This is a genomic window from Fischerella sp. JS2 (genome assembly GCF_032393985.1).
Taxonomy (GTDB): domain Bacteria; phylum Cyanobacteriota; class Cyanobacteriia; order Cyanobacteriales; family Nostocaceae; genus Fischerella.
In genome coordinates, this window is sequence record NZ_CP135918.1 from 5,637,460 (window position 1) to 5,657,090 (window position 19,631).

The following is a 19,631-nucleotide window of genomic DNA, read 5'->3' on the forward strand; positions in this document are numbered from 1 at the left end:
CCCCTATTAAAAACAAAATATTTGTAGCTTGTGAATTTTATACAAGTTAGTAAACAATTTTATTAACAAAGTGATTATTTTTGTTGCGATCGCTCTAAGAACCAAAAGCTAGTTGAGATTCTATTCGTTCAATTGCTGATCGCCAAACTTCATATCCATTTTCGCTTAGGTGTAAACCATCTGTGGTTAAATCTTCCCGCAAGTTTCCTTCAAAATCTGCAAACCAACTATAGAGATTGAGATAATTTACTCCTTCTTTTTGGGCAATCAAAGCAAGTTGATGATTGAGAGTACGAATGCGGTTATTAGGAATAGTAGACAAGCGGCTTGGCAAGATAGATTGAATAATAATTATACTCTCTGGATGATTTTGTCGTAAGCGTCGGATAATCAAGCGATAATTGCTTAAAATCGTTTCATTACTTTTACCTTGGCGTAGGTCGTTAATCCCAACCATGACATAAATGACACTCGGTTTAGTTTTGGCAAAAGCCGATAATCTTTTTAAAACACCACTAGAAGTATCGCCGGAAATTCCCTGATTCAACCACAAATTTTCATGCTTGAGCATTTCTTTCGGAAACCACATACTCAAGGAATCGCCAAGAAGGATACTCAAGCGATTTTTACCTTGACCCTTGGCCATTGCTTTGGCTTCCATCGCTAACAAACTTTTCCAATCTTCATAAGTTAATTGATGGTTATTACCATCCCATAATGTCTTTAATTCTTCCTCGGCTATGCGTGTATAAATTTGACCAGCTTTGAGAGCAGCTAATCTATGATAATAAAGTTCGTTTCCAGACGTAGGCTTCCAAATAGGTTCATAGCTTGGTGTTAAAAATAATTCTGTTGCTACAGGCAAATTTTGCTCGCTAAATTCTGGTGAAGAAGTTTCCAACGTGGGGACTAATGTCTCACTTACTACTGGCTGTAAGTTTTCTTTGTTCTTTCCGTGTACTGGATAATCATCAGTATGAAAAATAGATTGTTGTGGTAAAGTCGATGCTGGTAAAACTAATCCTGTTAACAAGCCTGCTGCCAACAGATAAACATCCCTCATATCGTAATTTCTCCCAATAATTGCTCTTTTTCCCAAAATCAGCGTTTTTTAGCTGGTATCAGGAAAATTCTTCATTAGCTAAATTATCACCTTTTACAGTATTTACACTGAATAAGTGTAATTAGCTAGCTTGTGAGATTAGTTTTACAATATCTTTAATGTATTTAGCTAGTGTCGAGCATGTCTAATTAATTACTATTGTTACCAAAACATTAGAGTTTTTACTAGGTGAGCAATCTTCATGACAATATCTTTTGAGTGCTGAATTGTTTTTTGCAATCAGCTAATGATTGTTGCTGTGAGACATCAAGAATCACCGACCCTTTAGGACGGTGAGTATATCAAATGACTTAGTTATCTTGGTAATGCATGAATACTACAGGCACAATCCGCAACTTTTTTCCTAACTCAGATAATTGAAACTTGCGCTGAAGCGATCGCGGTAAATCTTCAAAACAAATAGGTACAAAACCAAACCTGTGATAAAATTCAGCCAGACGCTGACCCAAACACTCCAGGTATAGCGGTTGAGTAGCAACATGGATTAATTGCTGAGTCAGAACACTCCCCAAATTGCGATCGCGCCAATTTGCTTTGACTACTAAACTACCAAGTTCTTGTGCGCCGGAAAACTTACGTAGTTGTCCACAAGCTACTACTTGTTGTTCACATTCAATCACCCAGAATTGTTGCCAATTTAATTGTGTCGGGTCAAGTTTAGCTGACAGCACCAACCAGCGAATTGACCAGATATCAGTAGATGTTGCTTTGCGGAGAATGCAACTAGATGGTAAAGATAAATCATCTTTTTTCATAAGAAAATTCGGCGCAAATAAAAGCAAATTCGCGTTCCAGCTTTTAGTCATTAGTAGTAAATTTTATATTGTTTATCTGGTTATACCAATTTAAAAAAGGATTGCAATAAAGGGAATGACATCAATCCAAATTCTCAAATCCAAAATCTTATTAGGGTATTAGCTAGCAATTAAAAGAGTGAACAAGTATGTGAAAACAAATAAATATTTAGCAGAAGTTACTGTTTTAAACTTACAGACTTATAAAAGTTTATATTAACCATTCCGTTGAACGTTCTCCTAAGTCTAGAGGAATACTGACAGCTTTCCCAAGTCGTGGACGTTCTCGTGTTCCTTGAATAAATTCTTGTACCTGTGCTGTTCCACCTAAATAATTCAGATAGTTTGCAATACTATCCAAATGCTCTTGGTACTCAGCCTCACTTAAGGGAAAAGAAGCTTGTTCTAGATATTTCCACATGACTTGCAAAAATATTTTACCTTGAGTGCGGCGCAGCTGAACATCATAAGAGCGTCCCCACTTTTCTAGCAGCAGTTGACGTAATTCTTGTCCTGTCATGACTGTTCTCAATTATATTTTACATTTAGTTATGATGTTAAGTTCAGTTACTCAAGTATGATAAGAATATAAAGAAATGTAATGCTACAAGAAAAGATGCTAGAAATATCTTAAAAAGAAAAACTGGCGTCTTTGTGGGCATGGGCATCAAAACATAGGCATGAGTTTCTCGATAATTAGAACTCAAGTCAAAATTGTTTACAAAATACACCAAGAACGCGTAAATTATGGCTCAATTTTCCGAATCAATGGACGTACCCGATATGGGGCGACGCCAGTTCATGAATCTTCTCACTTTTGGAACTGTAACCGGAGTTGCCGCAGGAGTATTATTTCCCGTTGTCAAGTATTTTATCCCGCCTGCAAGTGGTGGTGCTGGTGGTGGTACAACTGCCAAAGATGAATTGGGTAACGATGTCAGTGTCAGCAAGTTTCTAGAAAGCCATAATGTGGGCGATCGCGTTCTAGTTCAGGGACTAAAGGGCGACCCCACTTATATTGTGGTAGAAAGCAAAGAAGCAATTACTGATTACGGAATTAATGCGGTTTGCACCCACTTGGGTTGTGTTGTACCTTGGAACGCTGCTGAGAACAAATTCAAGTGTCCGTGTCACGGTTCTCAATATGATGCAACCGGTAAAGTTGTCCGGGGACCTGCACCGCTATCTTTGGCTTTGTCTCACGCCTCTACACAAGATGATAAAATTGTCCTCACTCCTTGGACAGAAACTGACTTCCGCACAGGCGAAGAACCTTGGTGGGCCTAAATTTCAGTGAACAGTGAACAGTTAGTGAATAAGCAAACCCGGTAACTGATAACTGATAACAACTCTCCTGTATTATTTGACGTTGCTCCTAGAAACTAGTCCTTAAGAGATGAGAAAAGCCTTGACACCAGCGAGACTAACTCGTAGTGCTAGAGTAATTACCAAAACATTGCTCATTGCGATCGCTACTTTGACATTTTTCTTCACTAGCGATCTAGCCGTACCTCAATCTGCTGCCGCTTATCCATTTTGGGCCCAGCAAACCTATCCAGAAACACCCCGCGAACCGACAGGAAGGATTGTGTGCGCTAACTGCCACCTAGCAGCTAAGCCTGCGGAAGTAGAAGTTCCTCAATCAGTTCTACCTGATACAGTATTTAAAGCGGTAGTCAAAATTCCTTACAACACCAACGTTCAACAAGTAGGTGCTGACGGTTCCAAAGTTGGTTTGAACGTCGGTGCTGTGTTAATGTTGCCAGAAGGCTTCAAGATTGCTCCCGAAGATCGCATTCCTGAAGAATTGAAAGAAGAAGTAGGCGATGTTTACTTCCAGCCTTATAAAGAAGGACAAGATAACGTCCTCCTTGTCGGACCCATCCCTGGCGAACAGTACCAAGAAATCGTCTTCCCAGTTCTTTCCCCTGATCCGGCCAGCGACAAGAACATTCACTTCGGCAAATATGCAGTTCACTTGGGTGCTAACCGGGGACGCGGACAAGTTTATCCCACTGGCGAAAAGAGCAACAATACTGTTTACACAGCTTCCGCTACTGGCACAATTACCAAAATTGCCAAAGAGGAAGATGAATACGGTAGCGTTAAGTATCAACTTAGCATTCAAACTGACTCTGGCGAAACAGTTGTCGATACAATTCCAGCTGGTCCTGAGTTGATTGTTTCTGAAGGACAAGCAGTCAAAAATGGCGATGCTTTGACCAATAATCCTAACGTTGGTGGCTTTGGTCAAGATGACACAGAAATCGTACTGCAAGATCCCAACAGAGTTAAATGGATGATTGCATTCATCTGCTTGGTAATGTTAGCTCAAATCATGCTAATTCTGAAGAAGAAGCAAGTTGAAAAAGTCCAAGCAGCTGAAATGAATTTCTAAATTTTGATTAGAATTATCAAGTGTAAGACAGGCAATTTACCTGTCTTTTTTTATATTTAATTTTGTTACATATAATATGATGTCCAACTAATTGCTTATGATATAAAGCTTGGGCATTAAGCATTGGACATAGTGAAAAAATAACTAATAATACCAAATTTGTGATAGGTAGCATTGTTTGAAATTACAGAAACAGTTTTGCAATAAAGACTTTCAATCCAAAATCCAAAATCCTAAAAGCCAAAATTGGTATAATCACTCATTACCGACCCCAACGAATAATATAAGTGTTCTAGCGGACATATATAAAACTAAAATGTGTGTATTGAACTGATGAATATTAGTCATAAAAAACCACCCTACTCAAAGTAATTTTGGGTAAGGTGGGAAATTCATAACCTATAAGGGAATTGAATCACGCATTGAACCGTAACATTTTGCTATAAAAACTTAGAATTCAAAGCTAAGTATGTAGCTTGTTTGATTCCTGAGTTTTAAATTTTGATGTGTAACTTGTCGCTTCTTGAAATAAGAAATCGGCAAATGCATCTGCTAACTTCATATCAGAAAGTCCTTCAACAAATAAAAATTGACCTTGGGGATTGACCTCTAACCAAATAGGTTCGCCGTTGGCATCCAATTTCAAATCAAAGATGCCCATCCGTAGCCCCAGTATATTCATGAATGTACCTAGACCAGTCTCAGTTTCCTTTGGCAGTTGATAGGGTTCTACAACTACCTCATCCAGATGAACACGCCAATCCAAGTGATCGCAAGTGATTAAAGCTGCGTAAAACTTATCACCAAACGCATTCACTCGCAAATGACGAGTACCAGAAATCATTTCCTGATAAATGGCTGGCGATAATCGTAATGTTTGATCGCAGGATAACAAAGCATGGTTGACCTGGTTGGTGGTTAATGGGGCTTTAGTTGTACCCGCGACTGTCTTGACGATCACTTGGTTATTCAAAGCCGTACAAAAATCGCGGATAATCTGAGGGTCTTGACTCACTAAAGTTTTAGGAACGCGTAAGCCTGCTTGCAATGCTGCTCGTAATTGCGACAGTTTGTTCTCTGCTTTGCGACTAGCATCAGGATGATTAATCCACACGCCCCGAAATTCGTTGAGCATGATGCCAGTAAAACTCGCCATACAATCATTCAAAATGACATCTATGGCTGCCTCATCCACTACATCAGGTGGTAGTTGAGGTTGGTGAGATTTTTTCCATGAAGTCCCACTAGGTCGCCGCCACCAAATGACATCTAGCTCCTGCACATTTACTTCTTGTCCGCCAAGAGTGGGGAGAATTGGCGCATAAGCTGCTGTCGGCGACCAAGTGAGTTTACCACTATCAGCTAATCGGTCAGTTTCGATAATGTCGCATTTGACTTGATGACGGTCTTGCAAGGTTTTCCGAATCGCATAGGCATGAAAATCCTCCTCAACCGTCACAATAGCTATATGGGGTTGATAATTAGAAGCAGTCACTGTCATCCCATCCGTTATCACTGCCAGAGATGGTGGCACAATGCTCATTTCTCATGGAGAGATTGGTAGCATCAGCAATAGAATTTGTGTATTCGGTAAGTCTTTCCGGTACAGGATATTCAGACGGCGGACGGACGCTCAAAACGGCAGGAACTACTTGTTTTCCGTTACTCACTGAAGCAGTCTCAGCTGATGCTGGTGCGGTAAGAGTATTAATAGCCGCAACAGATATCATCACTGCGGGTAACAAACTGGTTTTATAGCTCATGTGCATTTTCCTAATTGGAGAGTAGAGTTAAAACCATTTCTCAATGGCTTTGATGAATTTGATATTTAGTAAATTAAGAAACAATCGGGGAGAAATAGGGGAGATGAGAAAATATTGCTGACCAGGGAAAGGCAGAGGGCAGGAGGCAGGAGGCAGAAGGTAGAGACGCACCTGCACGGGATGGGTGTGGAATACCCTATCTTTTTTTCGGTATTCACACCATTACTTAATTTTCAAATATTTGTTACATTTATTTATATAAAGCAATAAAAATTAAATTAAGGAGCTAAAGATTATGATGACTATCTTGATAGGATTGTTCATTGTTGGTTGGGTAGCAGCTTCCTTACTGGGTTCTATGGCTTACTTCCTGGGAGAACAAAGAAAGCCTATCCACGAACGTAACTGGCGTTCTGAATCTTTTGAAAAACTGGCTAAATCCATCACTGGTAAGGATATAGACTATAGCGATCGCACTCCTGCCTATGGGATGGATGCCTATGCTAGCAACGTACTTCCCAACTAAAGTGCAGACATTGGGTTTCTTTCAGAAAAAGATGGTTTATTTGAGAGTATTTAGCAACCCCTAGTGAATTCACTAGGGGTTTTATTTTTTAGTTATCAAGAAAGGCTTCGGGCAGATGGCAGCTATGCGAAGATCTAAAGTTTTCGTTCGTGATTGAGCCATCTGTACCCTCTGCCAAATGGGTTTAAGACCCCCAGTAAATCGAAGATTTACTGGTCGAGGGAAAAACCTGCACAAAACGCGCAACCCTTCTCAAAACGAACGGAGTTATTGCAACTATTCTCAGTATTAGTGAGAAAAAACGTTCGTTTTGAGAACCCACCCTCAATTGGAGTTCGCCAAGCGGAATTACCACGCATGGTTGCGCGTTTTGTGTGTAATAATGCGTCGTCTGCAATGTTCCTGGGGGTCACAAGACGCAAAACGGCGTGTCCGGTGGTATCCCCCTTTAATTCCCTTCTGCCACGGCGTTCTTTGTTCGCCCGCAGCTTTGCAACCCACGCCTCCTGTGCCTCCGTACTTCTGCCTTCTTCAATCACTGTTCCCTGATTCCAGTTTCAACCGTTAATACCTGCGGTGGTGTTGCATCAGGTGGATAGAGGAAATCTACTTGTACTAATCTCTTGTCACCAGCCTTCATATTCAAAACTACCAAAGGTTCCCCAGCCTGACCGCGCTTTTGCACCAAATGCACAAACTGAGTTTGCTGTTTACCTTGATCATCTTTGTAGCCTAAGCGAACTGTTCCACGGAAAAACACTTGCTGTGCTGGTGTACTCAAAAAGCGTAACCCTGGTTTGACCAACTGGTCTTCTTTCAGGGGTGTCTGCATAGATATAGTTACTTTTTGTGGTGTTTGTGTGTTGTTATACAATGGGAACTTCAGGCTGTATTGGATACCGTAATTTCCATGAGCGCGATAGGCAGTGTCAGGATAGCGTACTAGCATGGGTGCGCTTTGAATTTGACCAGTCCCTAAAGTTCCACCAGGGACAGTACTCAATGCATAAGAATAAGCTTGACCAGGCTGAGGAATAGTTAGATATTTGGATTTAGCATTATCTGTAATAAAAGCCCGCCAAAAAGAACCGTTTGCTACACCTGCGACACGTCCATAGACTATAGGTTTGTCAGTTTTTTCTAAAGGAGTAGGGGTTTTATCTCGCGGCCCGGCTAAGTTACCATTATTGAGTAAATTTTCCCATTCTTCTAAAGTAGGTGGGCGATCGCTACCATCAGGGTTGGTTTTTGCAAACATCGCTAAACTAGCTGCGTAGACAGTACCATTGCTATGCAGACGCATCAAAGCAGATCGACCATTCAAAGGTGGGGTAAGTCCTCTGACTGGAATTGGTGCATTCAACAGCATCTGACTTTGTCCTGGCGGAATCACAATTTGGGCAGGAAAGATTTCTTGGCGGCGTCCGCGTAAGACATCATTCATTACGCGATCGCCTGGCCCAGCAAAAACATTTCCCAAAAGATTTTGGGTAAAAGATGGCAATTCCACAAAGGGTGCATCTGGCTGACTTAAATAAGTTGCCCCTTGAAACACATTAATCTTTACTGGTTGTTTACCTGGGTTATGTAGGATTATCCCTAGATACAGCGATCGCAAGTCATTTGGGGTGGGTGCTTCAGCAACATGATGGGCAAAAATATCAAATCTTCCTTTAAACGGATAATTGAGATGTGCTGTTGGGACTTTCTTGCCTTCACCAGGAAAGGTAGAAAGGAGAATTCCTTCTGTCAGAACTTTTTCTGGACTATTGCTATTAAAGGTCGGTATTCGATCCAGTTTTCCTGGTAAAGGACGTACTTGTTGAGTTTGTACTACTTCTTCAGGTGGTGATGGTGGCACAGGAGTTGTTTGAGCGATCGGAAGAATTAGTAAGATTGGCAACATATACCTAGAGAAATTTTTCTACAAACAGACGCAAAAAATATTATCAAAGTGCCACCCTGTGAATAATTAATAAAAAATCAGCAACTCTTGAGGACGATTTTTCTTTAGTCAAAATAGAAACGTGGATAAAGATGCAAACTCTTAATTAGGACTGTCTTGGGTAATCTAGTGCTAAATAATTTAGACCTTCAACAGACAAATTTGCCGTGGTCATGGCTAATTTCAATATTTCCTGTCTCTATCACCAATTGCTCTAAATTCACCTTTGTATGCAACACAGTTGCACCAAAACTAGAATTGGACTCCATGCTTAATTGCCTCTGCTTTTTGGTCAGACTACAGCAGTTCATCCCATCCGGCCAGAGTTCTGCAATTTTTTCCGGTACTCGATTATCGACAAGTTGCGTATCCACAGGCAACAATCGCCAAGAAAGTTAAATCATGAGATAACTAATGAAGTTTAGCTAGTTCAATCAATAAATCATCAGAGGAATTTGACTGTTGATCAGGTAGCCAAGTTTCAAAATAAATTAATAGCAACCTTCTCTTTATAAGGAATATTATTTAAAATAGAATTACCCTCCATAATAAATTGACAGGGAGCAAGTTAATGGCGGTTATAGCAGTCGTGGACTACGACATGGGAAATTTGCACTCAGTCTGTAAAGGTTTAGAAAAAGCTGGGGCCACTCCCAAAGTCACAGATTCTGCAAAGGAATTAGAAAAAGCAGATGCAATAGTATTACCAGGAGTGGGTGCATTTGATCCGGCAGTGCAACATTTAAGATCGCGGAATTTAGAAGCACCCATCAAAGCAGCGATCGCATCTGGTAAACCCTTTTTAGGTATTTGTTTGGGGCTGCAAATTTTGTTTGATTCCAGTGAAGAAGGCTGTGAACCAGGACTAGGAATTATTAGAGGAAAAGTACGGCGCTTCCGTCCAGAACCAGGGATTACTATTCCCCATATGGGTTGGAATCAACTCGAATTGACTCAACCAAAATGTCTTTTATGGGAATATTTAGCGCCTCAACCTTGGGTATATTTTGTCCATTCTTATTATGTTGACCCCGCCGAACCTGAAGTCCGCGCTGCTACCGTCACTCACGGTAGTCAAACAGTTACAGCCGCTATTGCCCAGGAAAACTTAATGGCAGTCCAGTTTCACCCCGAAAAATCTTCTAATATTGGATTGCAAATTCTGTCTAATTTTGTTGCCCAAGTCCGCGATCACGAAGAAATTGCTGCTTAAAATCAAGTTAATTTTTGTAAATTTATCTCATTCATAAATCTGTTTTATCCTCCCCACCATCTATGCCGAGAAGATGGAAAGATTCTGCTAAAAAGTGGTGGATAGTTATCTCATGGAACAGTAATTAGCTAATATTTTATGTAAACCACTTTTTGTGATCAAAAGTTAGAGCGAAAGTGAGTTTGTACTTAAGTCTGCGTTAATTTCGATCCCAAACTCATGGCTCTAAGAATTTACGGTAATCGCTCGTTAAAAACATTACCAGGTAAAGACACGAGACCCACAAGCGCCCGGGTTAGAGAAGCTATTTTTAATATTTGGCAGGGAACAATAGAAGGATGTTATTGGCTAGATTTGTGTGCCGGTACAGGTTCGATGGGTGCGGAAGCATTGTGTAGAGGAGCAAAAAGTGCGATCGCGATCGAACAATCTAGTCGTGCCTGTGCAATTATCCAACAAAACTGGCAACAAGTAGCGAAAGATGGACAGGAATGGAAAGTGCTGCGTGGTGATGTAGTGCAGTGGTTGCCAAAACTCGCTGGACAGCAGTTTGATCGAATTTACTTCGATCCGCCTTATGCTAGTCAAGTTTACCAGCCAGTATTAGAAGCGATCGCATCATACCGCTTATTAGATGCTGATGGGGAAATAGCAGTCGAACACAGTCCCCAAAATCATACACCCCTTGTAATTCCCAGTTTAGAAATTTGCCGCCAAAAAATTTATGGTAACACGGCCCTTACTTTCTACAGAAAAACAGAAACAGAAGATTGAGAAGAAGGCGTGGGAGAACAAAGACACAATCAATTAAAAATTTTAATTTCTAATTGTGTCTCCCCATTACCCCAACATCCTATCTCCCCAATGATTCACATTTATCAGTTATCAGCTATCAGTTTCATTAGTGGGTATCATACACCTGATAATTGTTCACTGTTCACTGAAATTAACCTCCTAACTGATTGGGGCGTTTAAATTGCTGGTAGGCTTTGTAGAACAATCCAGCCAGAGTTACGAAGATGAGACCCAGAACAATGCCGTCTAGTAGGGGTTCAACCACTTGAAATCTCCTTGTTGCAGTTGTTAAAGATTTATGTCCTGTTCCCAATCTTACCAAATTTGGCATCAATCCCATGTCTGATGATGGTTTTAGGCAACAACAGAACACAGAAAATATAGATTTGTGCTTGCAAACACAATCAAAGAAATTTTAAGCTATGTGTATGAAATGAAAAACTTTTGTACACCTAACTTTGACAGCAAAAAAATTTGGATAACCAAATTACCCAACCTAAAATCATGATTCAGCGCATCGCTTTGATGGCTCTGGCAATTTTGCTAGCGCTTGTCTTGGGGATTTTTGCTGTTCGCATAGTAAGAGCTTCCGACCCCTATGTCAAGACAGTTTTATCCCTGACTGGTGATCCGATACAGGGACATGCCATCTTTCAAATCAACTGTGCTGGTTGTCATGGTTGGGAAGCGGATGGTCGTGTCGGCCCCAGTTTACAAGGAGTCTCCAAGCACAAATCACCCTATGGTCTAATTCATCAAGTGATCAGTGGCGACACTCCTCCCATGCCGAAATTCCAGCCTAGTGCTAAAGAAATGGCAGACCTGCTTAGTTATTTGGAAACGCTGTAGTTAGTAGTTAGTAGTTAGTAGTTCGTGGGTAGAGACGCGAGGAACATCGCGTCTATACAATAGTAGTTAGTAGTTAGTAGTTGGTGGTTGGTAGTTGATAGTTTATGATTTCATAGACGCCCTAGCACTTCCTGTAGAGTACAACTAACCACTAACCACTAACTACTAACCATTAGACAAATGTCCATTGAAGTAGACTACCGCTTTCCTGCGGGTGTAAACCCCTATAAGCAAGCTAAAATTATCGCGGTGGGGCAAACAGTCGGAACTTGGGATGCACGTTTTGTCCATAGAGAAGCAGCTTTGTGATCGCACTTAGCAGAAGTAGTTTCAGTCCAAACCGAAACCCAAACAGGTGATAGCCTTGCCACTATTCGCTTTCCCAAAGGTAATGTGGAAAATGATATAGCCAGTCTCTTAACGATGATATTTGGTAAATATTCAATGGCTGGTGCAGCGAAAATTGTGGCGGTACGTCTACCAGAAACTTACGGTCATTCTCCCAAACTTGGAATTAGAGGTATTCGTGAACGCTTGGGGGTGTTTGACCGCCCCTTGATTATGGCTATATTTAAACCTGCATTGGGGCTTTCAGCCTCAGACCACGCCGCGATTTTGGCAGAAGTAGCCCATGCTGGACTGGATATTATCAAAGATGATGAAATTTTGGGGGACTTAGATATTGCCCCCACCCTACAACGCCTCCAGGCTTGTCGCCAAGTTATAGATGAAGTCAAGCAAAAAACAGGGCGTACAGTATTGTATGCAGTCAACGTTACAGGTACGGCAGACAAATTACTAGAGAAAGCCCGTCTTTTAGTACGGGAGGGGGCGAACGCACTTTTGTTAAATGTCCTTACCTACGGTTTTTCAGTACTATCAGCCTTAGCTAATGACTCCGAAATCAACATTCCCATTTTTGCCCATCCAGCACTGGCAGGGGCAATGTGTGACGCTCCCGATTATGGTATGACATATTCAGTGGTATTAGGAACCCTCATGGCTCATGCTGGTGCTGACGCTGTTCTATATCCAGCACACTACGGCAGTTTACCTTTTGCTCCAACAGAAGAAGCCCAAATAAGAGATATCTTGCGTAGTCGTGGAGTCTTCCCCGTCCCTTCGGCTGGCATTCATCCAGGTATAGTTCCCAAAGCCTTAGCCGATTATGGTCAAGATGTGATTCTCAACGCTGGTACTGGCATCATGGATCATCCTGATGGTGCTGCTGCGGGTGTGCAGGCATTTTTTGAAGCCTTAGAATGTGTTGCCCAAGGTCAACCTTTTGCCCCAGAAAGTTTGCCACCAAGTTCACTGCGTCGTGCTGTGGAAAAGTGGGGTAGGCATGACTAGTAGTTTGCCATAAAGGGAGGGAGTTAGTTAATTCAAATATAGATATTAGCGTCGAGGACACTTTTGGTAAAAAGGCTGTTTAGCTAAGTAATCTAACTCGACCTGCTGTAATAAACTTGTCCAAGTATCAGAAATTGTGGTGTCTGATGGGTTACAGGCGCGTAACTCCGTAACTGTTGATAGTACATCAAACCACAGACCTTGTGCAGCATAGACGGAAAGACGTTCCCTTAAACTCGATCGCTTTAACTGATTAGCCAAACTATTACTGATATTCACTCGCTGCACCCAACCGTGGACACTAATAACAGAACGGGGAGAAGGGTCTTGTATATCACAAACAATAGAGACAGACCATTGATAAGTTTGGTTGATTGCCAGAGGTGGAACCTTACCATTATTAGGTAGAGTTAGACTCATGATCCTAGCTTGAGGACTGGGTTTAAAGTTCGTTTGATACACTAAAGTGCGCGGACGCAGCTTTTCATCTACTTTGTAGAGAGAAAATAGGATCGTTTGAGCTGTATTTTCAGGTGTGTACCAAAAAAACTTGGGATATGCAGCAGTTGTCAATCCTAGATTAGTTGATGGTAATAGTAAAACTATAAGCGGTTGATCACCGAAAAGACAGCCGCCTCTACGTGTGCTACCATTTTCCCGACGTCCAGGAAGAGTTTTGATCGGAACCTTGACTTGGACACTACCACTTTGCTGATTGCGGTTGTTGACGCGATTCTGTTTATTTGAAGTTTGTGGTTGAGCAATTGTCTGTGTGAAAGCTACCGAGGGTAAACCACACAGAAGTAAATTTAGAAGCAAAGACAGGCTAACTTTTAAGTAATTTGGGCGATACATTTAGGTTAAAAATTTACAACTGTCTCACCAAAGACGGTACCCACCCACATTCAGACGTAATTGATTTACTCTCGTTCCCACGGAAAATTACAGGTGTAAAGTACGGTTCGATTCAATAAAAATAATGCTGTTGCACCACTGTTTTATTTACATTGTGGTTGTTTTGCATAGCTGATACTTTAATTTTGTGGAGACAAAAAAGCGGGTAGTCCTCCATAAACCTACCTACTTATACTTCTGCGCCATACTTGGAGCTTTGTGTATCTTTCACTTAGCTCCTTTTCTATTCCCTTGCGAGAAATTTAGTGGCGATCTTAAACTACAAGGCAGCCTTTGCTGGTCGTAAGGTTAGGGCATATTGGGTTAGGGATAAATCCCTTCTGCCATCTGCCCTCTGCCTTTGCTGATAACTAAGCAGCTATTAAACCATTGTGCCGGAGTAGTGGTTCTGTACTCGGTTCGCGACCCCGGAAAGATTTGAATACTTCCATTGGATGCTTGCTACCACCGAGGGCTAAGACTGTATCACGGTAACGTTTACCTGTGGCTTTTACAGCTTGTTCGTCTTCTAAACCAACTTCTTCAAAAGCGGCAAAAGCATCTGCGCTCAGTACTTCCGCCCATTTGTAGCTATAGTAACCCGCAGCATAACCACCCGCAAAAATATGTGCGAAAGCACACAAGAAAGCATCTTCCGGTAACGGAGGTATGACAGTGGTTGTTGTGGCAATGCGATCGCGTACTTGTTTGGGAGTTTCATCACCACCAGGACGATAGCGGTAATGTAATTCGATATCCAACAAGCTAAAGTGGAGTTGCCGCAACGTCGCGCTACCACTCATATAATTCTTGGCTGCCAACAGCTTTTGATAATAATGTTCTGGCAATAGTTCGCCTGTTTTATAATGCCTAGCCATGCCAAATAAAGTTGCGCGGTCATAGCACCAGTTTTCCATAAACTGACTAGGTAATTCCACGGCATCCCATTCAACATTATTGATACCTGCTGCTGAAGTATAATCTACCTTGGTCAGCATGTGATGTAAACCATGACCAAACTCGTGGAATAAAGTCTCCACTTCCGCGAAAGTCATGAGACTGGGCTTACCATCAACGGGTGGTGTTTGATTACACACCAGATATGCTACAGGTAAGCGAGTCTTGCTCACACCATTTTCAGCAACTTTACCCCGATTGATACAAATATCCATCCAAGCACCACCGCGTTTTTCCGCAGGACGGCTGTAGGGATCTAAGTAAAAATAGGCGATCGCATTACCAGTTTCATCAGCAATTTGGAAATAGCGGACATCTTCATGCCAAACTGGTGCTTGACCATCAGCAGGAGTGACTGTAACACCAAATAGTCTTTCTACTAACCCAAATAAGCCATCAAGTACTTGGGGAAGGGGAAAATAAGGACGCAATTCCTCAGCTGTGAAAGCAAACTTTTCTTCCCGTTGACGTTCTGCCCAATAGGCAATATCCCAATGTTTTAAATCATTTGCTTCTGCTACTCCCTTACTGGCAGCAAAAGCTTTTAATTCTGCTAATTCCTTAACAGCAGCGTCATAGCTAGCCCCGCGCAGTTCCTCCAATAGCTTTTCGACAGCTTCTACATTGGGAGCCATTTTACTAGCTAGGCTAACTTCCGCATAAGTCTTATAGCCAAGTAACTCTGCTAGTTCTTGACGCAACTTTAAAATGCGTTCAATGATTGGGTTATTGTCCAGACCTCCCGCAGCAGCACGGCTGATATAAGCTTTGTAAAGCACCTCCCGCAAATCGCGACGAGTGCTGTACTGCATAAAAGGATAGTAACTGGGAAAATCCAAAGTGATGCGCCAGGGGCCATTTTCCGGGGTAGCATTTTCTGCACCCGCATCTCGCGCCGCTTGTGCAGCCAGACTCAGCAAACTCGGGGGTAAGCCGTCCACTTCTTCTTTCTTCGTCAGCGTCAAGCTAAAAGCTTTAGTCGCATCCAGAACATTATTAGAGAACTTAGTAGAAAGTTCCGCTAACTCCATCTGAATAGCGTTAAAGCGATCGCGTGCTTCACCTTGTAAACCCACGCCAGAAAGTTCCGCATCACGGATTGCAGCTTCGACTATACGCCGTTGGGCAGAGTCAAAACTATTCCAAGCTTCACTTCCACGCAGGGTTTTAAAAGCATTGTAAATTGGTTGACTTTGGCTGAGCTTGTTAGAAAACTGTACCACCTGGGGCTGCACAGTTTCAAAAGCTTCCCGCAGTTGGTGGCTATTTTTTACACCCATTAAATGGTTAACAACACCCCAACTCCAATTCAGGCGTTCGGTGATTTTTTCTAAAGGTTCTACTAAACCACTCCAACTTGTCTGAACATCAGCTTCCAACTTGGTTAGTTCTTGTTCCAATTCTGCCAGTAACTGATTAAACGCTGGCACTACATGCTCTGGTTTGATTTTCGCAAAATCAGGCAAACCAGCGCCTTTTAATAAAGGATTATCTGTAATAGTGGCGTTTACACTCATGGTTTTACGTGAGTACCCGCTCTGTGTGGGTCAACTGTGATTTTTTTCTCCATCTTCTAATGTAGCGATTTTACTCGTTAGTCAATCGTCAATTGTCAATAGTAGAAAATTCCAGAATGACATATAGCGATCGCCCATCCGTGTGCATCGGTGTGTATCTGTGTTCGATTTGCAAAAATACATCTTCCCAGCCACAGACTAGAACTCAACATAACTGATCATGCACAGCGATCGCCCATCCGTGTGCATCGGTGTGTATCTGTGTTCGCTTTGCAAAAATATATCTTCCCAGCCACAGACTGGAACTCAACAGAACTAATCATGCATAGCGATAACTCATCCGCGCGCATGGGTGGTCGATTTTAAGATTGTGGCGCAGTTGGAGGGATAATTATTATCGTAGACGCGCAAGCGGCTTCCCGAAGGGTACACCGATGAACACAGATTTGGTTTTTGCGTTGGCTGTCTGTATTTTCATCGGTGTTCGATATTCAAAAACATCTTCCTAGCTACAGACTGGAACTACTGATAGCTATTAGAATTCTCCTGCTAATGCAGCCACGCACCGTTCACAAATGAGTGGATGTGCTGCATTCTCTCCCACATGAGTAGAGTAATTCCAACAGCGATCGCATTTTTGCCCGTCTGCTTGTAGTACACCAATTCGCCACTGATCGGCTTGCAAGTTGTATTTTGAACCTTGCAGTTTTTCTGGTGTATCTACCAATTCCACAAGTGAGGTAATGAACAGGTAACGGAGTTCGTCTACACCGTTGCTGTTGCTAGCATTCAGTGATTTGATTGCACTCAATAATTCTGTATCACTGATGTAGAGCAAGATTTTTGCTTCTAGGGAGGAACCAATCATTTTTTCTACCCTAGCTTGTTCTAATACCTTATTGACATCCAGGCGAATCTCGCGTATTTGTTGCCAAAAAGCTGCTAGGTCTGGGTTATGCCAACTTTGTTCCAACTGCACCCAACCAGATTCAAATACTGATTTATAGGGAGTCTGGTAGGGGAGATATTGCCAGATATCCTCGGCTAAGTGACATAATACAGGTGCGATCGCTTTGGCTAAGTTTTCCAGTGCATACCAATACACTGTCTGACAACTACGACGGCGCAAAGCATTGGGAGTACTGATGTACAACCGGTCTTTGGCGATATCCATATAAAAGTTGGATAAATCCACCACGCAGAAGTTCTGCACAGTTTGGAAAAAGCGGAAGAATTGGAAGCTATCAAATGCTTCAGTAACTTCTTGGAATACCTCTGTCATCCGGTGCAGCATGTATTTGTCTAGCTGCGGTAATTGTTCATAGGGTATAGCATCTTTTGCTGGATCAAAATCATGCAAATTACCCAGTAAATTCTTAGCGGTGTTACGAATCTTGTTACGGATATCAACAAGTTGTTTGATAATATTGTTACCCAGGCGCACATCGGAGGTATAGTCTACCGACGATACCCACAACCGCAACACATCAGCACCGTAAGCTGGCTCTTTTTTCTGATCTTTGCCACCTTCAATGACAATGGCTGGATCGACTACATTCCCCAGCGACTTACTCATTTTCCGCCCTTGTTCATCTAGGGCAAAACCATGAGTCAATACAGTTTTGTATGGCGCACAGTTATTAACTGCCACACTGGTAAGCAAACTCGACTGGAACCACCCCCGATGCTGATCTGAACCTTCTAAGTACATATCCGCAGGGTAGCGTAATTCTGGACGCTGCTTGAGTACAGATGCCCAAGATGAGCCAGAATCAAACCACACGTCCATCGTATCTGTACCTTTGCGGTAGGTGCGGCCATTATTGCAGTATGTTTGAGGTAACAATTCCTCAACTGATAGTTCCCACCAAGCGTCAGAACCTTTTTCGGCAATAATTGCTTGCACGTGGGCAATGGTTTCTTCATTCAGCAGTGGTTCTCCACTGGCTTCATCGTAGAATACCGGAATTGGTACACCCCAACTCCGCTGACGAGAGATACACCAGTCAGAACGATCTGCAACCATCGGTGTGATTCTATTTTCACCTTGGGCGGGAATCCATCTTACAGAAGCGATCGCTTTGAGTGCTTCTTCGCGGAAGCCTTCCACAGAAGCAAACCACTGTTCTGTGGCCCGGAAAATCGTTGGTTTCTTTGTCCGCCAGTCGTAGGGGTATTTGTGGATATAGGGTTCTTCTTTTAACAAGGAACCAGCACTAGTCAAAGCATCAATTACCGCTTGGTTCCCATCACCAAGCACATTCAACCCTGCAAACTGTCCCGCCTCTGCGGTAAAGTTACCATTGTCATCAACAGGGGCTAAGATGGGCAAACCATAACGCTGACCGACAATGTAGTCTTCTTGACCGTGTCCAGGAGCAGTGTGGACTAAGCCAGTACCAGATTCAGTAGTGACATAATCGCCACCAATGACAATTGGGCTTTCACGGTCATACAGGGGATGACGATAAGTAGAATGTTCTAAATCTTTGCCTTTGACTGTGGCTTTTACTGTGAGTGGAGTTTCTAGAGTGGCGGACAGGCGGTCTACTAAATCAGCAGCGACAATGAGGTATTTAAACCCTACATCTTCTCGTGGTGAAGTAACTTCTACAACTGCGTAGTTAAGTTCTGCATTCAATGCCACTGCCAAGTTCCCAGGAATTGTCCAAGGTGTGGTTGTCCAAATTGCTACACTTAAATCTGGTAAAAATTTTGACAAAGCAGGTTTCACCGCTTCCGACAAATTCGTCACTGGAAAAGCGGCGTAGATACTGCGAGAAGTATGGCCCTCTGGATATTCCAACTCAGCTTCTGCCAAAGCAGTTTTAGAACTAGGACTCCAGTGTACTGGCTTCAAGCCACGATAGATGTAACCTTTTAACACCATTTGTCCGAACACACTGATTTGAGCTGCTTCGTATTCCGGTGTCAAGGTCAAATATGGATGTTCCCAATCACCCCAAACACCATAGCGTTTAAAACTATGACGCTGTTCATTGACAGCATTTAGGGCAAATTCTTTCGCTTTCTGCCGCAGTTGTAAAGGTGTCAAGTTTTGCCTTTCGGCAGCTTTCATATTCTGTAAAACTTTGAGTTCAATCGGCAAACCATGACAGTCCCAACCAGGAACATAGCGCACTTTACGACCGCACAGCAGTTGGTAGCGATTAATAATATCTTTGAGAATTTTATTTAAAGCATGACCAATATGCAGAGAGCCATTTGCATAGGGAGGCCCATCGTGCAATATAAATAATTCGCCAGGATTATTTTGAGATAGGCGATCATAGATTTTATTCTCTTCCCAAAATTTTTGGATTTCGGGTTCACGCTTGCTAGCGTTTGCCCGCATATCAAATTTAGTTTTGGGTAGGTTTACAGTATCCTTATAGCTTCCAGTTTCTGTCACAGCTTCATGCCTGAATTAGCAGCAAATGATGTTGTTCCAATCATTATAGAATCCACGCGTCCAGAACGGCTAACTAGCACAAGAAGGTACGC

General features: G+C 42.3%; 17 protein-coding genes and 1 pseudogene. 7 read left to right on the forward strand and 11 right to left on the reverse strand.

All coding sequences use genetic code 11. The annotated features are described in order from the left end of the window. Positions 1-94 precede the first annotated feature (94 nt). The 3 genes from RS893_RS24000 to RS893_RS24010 form a co-directional block, all read right to left on the reverse strand. The gene (locus RS893_RS24000; RefSeq protein WP_315788188.1) at positions 95-1,063 is read right to left on the reverse strand and encodes an SGNH/GDSL hydrolase family protein; all 969 of its coding nucleotides are present in this window, start codon (positions 1,061-1,063) and stop codon (positions 95-97) included. A 350-nt stretch (positions 1,064-1,413) separates the two neighbouring features. Next, entirely contained in the window at positions 1,414-1,878 is a 465-nt protein-coding gene (locus RS893_RS24005) for a GNAT family N-acetyltransferase (protein WP_315788189.1), read from the reverse strand. A gap of 250 nt (positions 1,879-2,128) precedes the next feature. After that, entirely contained in the window at positions 2,129-2,437 is a 309-nt protein-coding gene (locus RS893_RS24010; RefSeq protein ID WP_009458069.1) for a DUF3067 family protein, read from the reverse strand. A gap of 227 nt (positions 2,438-2,664) precedes the next feature. On the opposite strand from RS893_RS24010, the gene petC reads away from it, so the two are divergent. Continuing rightward, complete coding sequence (petC, locus tag RS893_RS24015; RefSeq protein ID WP_315788190.1) at positions 2,665-3,204, forward strand: cytochrome b6-f complex iron-sulfur subunit; 540 nt, start codon at positions 2,665-2,667, stop codon at positions 3,202-3,204. A 109-nt stretch (positions 3,205-3,313) separates the two neighbouring features. After that, positions 3,314-4,315 carry a cytochrome f gene (gene petA / locus RS893_RS24020; RefSeq protein ID WP_315788191.1) on the forward strand — a complete coding sequence of 334 codons (1,002 nt, stop codon included), beginning with the start codon at positions 3,314-3,316 and terminating at the stop codon, positions 4,313-4,315. 463 nt (positions 4,316-4,778) lie between these two features. Here petA and RS893_RS24025 read toward each other — a convergent pair whose 3' ends face one another. Both RS893_RS24025 and RS893_RS24030 read right to left on the reverse strand, forming a co-directional pair. Then, positions 4,779-5,858: a hypothetical protein gene (locus tag RS893_RS24025; RefSeq protein ID WP_315788192.1), complete on the reverse strand. Its 1,080-nt coding sequence runs from the start codon at positions 5,856-5,858 to the stop codon at positions 4,779-4,781. Beyond that, complete coding sequence (locus RS893_RS24030; RefSeq protein WP_315788193.1) at positions 5,797-6,078, reverse strand: hypothetical protein; 282 nt, start codon at positions 6,076-6,078, stop codon at positions 5,797-5,799. The genes RS893_RS24025 and RS893_RS24030 overlap by 62 nt, the downstream gene beginning before the upstream one ends. A gap of 295 nt (positions 6,079-6,373) precedes the next feature. Between RS893_RS24030 and RS893_RS24035 the strand changes: the two genes are divergently transcribed. Further along, complete coding sequence (locus RS893_RS24035; protein ID WP_396336385.1) at positions 6,374-6,604, forward strand: photosystem II protein, Psb35-related; 231 nt, start codon at positions 6,374-6,376, stop codon at positions 6,602-6,604. Between the two features lie 535 nt (positions 6,605-7,139). On the opposite strand, the gene RS893_RS24040 is transcribed toward RS893_RS24035, so the two are convergent. Both RS893_RS24040 and RS893_RS24045 read right to left on the reverse strand, forming a co-directional pair. Continuing rightward, entirely contained in the window at positions 7,140-8,510 is a 1,371-nt protein-coding gene (locus RS893_RS24040; RefSeq protein WP_315788194.1) for a DUF3370 domain-containing protein, read from the reverse strand. Between the two features lie 188 nt (positions 8,511-8,698). Continuing rightward, a complete protein-coding gene (locus RS893_RS24045; protein WP_315788195.1) occupies positions 8,699-8,923 on the reverse strand; it encodes a hypothetical protein in 225 nt (74 codons plus the stop codon). Positions 8,924-9,120: 197 nt separating this feature from the next. Between RS893_RS24045 and hisH the strand changes: the two genes are divergently transcribed. Then, the gene (hisH, locus tag RS893_RS24050; protein ID WP_315788196.1) at positions 9,121-9,762 is read left to right on the forward strand and encodes an imidazole glycerol phosphate synthase subunit HisH; all 642 of its coding nucleotides are present in this window, start codon (positions 9,121-9,123) and stop codon (positions 9,760-9,762) included. Positions 9,763-9,981: 219 nt separating this feature from the next. Next, the gene (gene rsmD, locus RS893_RS24055; RefSeq protein WP_315788197.1) at positions 9,982-10,536 is read left to right on the forward strand and encodes a 16S rRNA (guanine(966)-N(2))-methyltransferase RsmD; all 555 of its coding nucleotides are present in this window, start codon (positions 9,982-9,984) and stop codon (positions 10,534-10,536) included. 172 nt (positions 10,537-10,708) lie between these two features. Here rsmD and petG read toward each other — a convergent pair whose 3' ends face one another. Further along, positions 10,709-10,822, reverse strand: a complete 114-nt coding sequence (petG, locus tag RS893_RS24060) for a cytochrome b6-f complex subunit V (protein WP_102174753.1) — start codon at positions 10,820-10,822, stop codon at positions 10,709-10,711. Positions 10,823-11,031: 209 nt separating this feature from the next. Here petG and RS893_RS24065 point away from each other — a divergent pair, with 209 nt between their 5' ends. Both RS893_RS24065 and RS893_RS24070 read left to right on the forward strand, forming a co-directional pair. Beyond that, entirely contained in the window at positions 11,032-11,406 is a 375-nt protein-coding gene (locus RS893_RS24065) for a cytochrome c (RefSeq protein WP_315788198.1), read from the forward strand. A 180-nt stretch (positions 11,407-11,586) separates the two neighbouring features. Next, positions 11,587-12,759, forward strand: a pseudogene (locus RS893_RS24070) (RuBisCO large subunit C-terminal-like domain-containing protein). 45 nt (positions 12,760-12,804) lie between these two features. On the opposite strand, the gene RS893_RS24075 reads toward RS893_RS24070, so the two are convergent. From RS893_RS24075 to ileS, 3 genes are all read right to left on the reverse strand, one after another. Next, positions 12,805-13,614 (reverse strand): DUF928 domain-containing protein, encoded by an 810-nt coding sequence (locus RS893_RS24075; RefSeq protein WP_315788199.1) that lies wholly within the window; start codon positions 13,612-13,614, stop codon positions 12,805-12,807. 410 nt (positions 13,615-14,024) lie between these two features. Then, the gene (locus RS893_RS24080) at positions 14,025-16,127 is read right to left on the reverse strand and encodes a M3 family metallopeptidase (protein ID WP_315788200.1); all 2,103 of its coding nucleotides are present in this window, start codon (positions 16,125-16,127) and stop codon (positions 14,025-14,027) included. A gap of 535 nt (positions 16,128-16,662) precedes the next feature. After that, the gene (gene ileS, locus RS893_RS24085; protein ID WP_315788201.1) at positions 16,663-19,539 is read right to left on the reverse strand and encodes an isoleucine--tRNA ligase; all 2,877 of its coding nucleotides are present in this window, start codon (positions 19,537-19,539) and stop codon (positions 16,663-16,665) included. Positions 19,540-19,631: the final 92 nt, after the last annotated feature.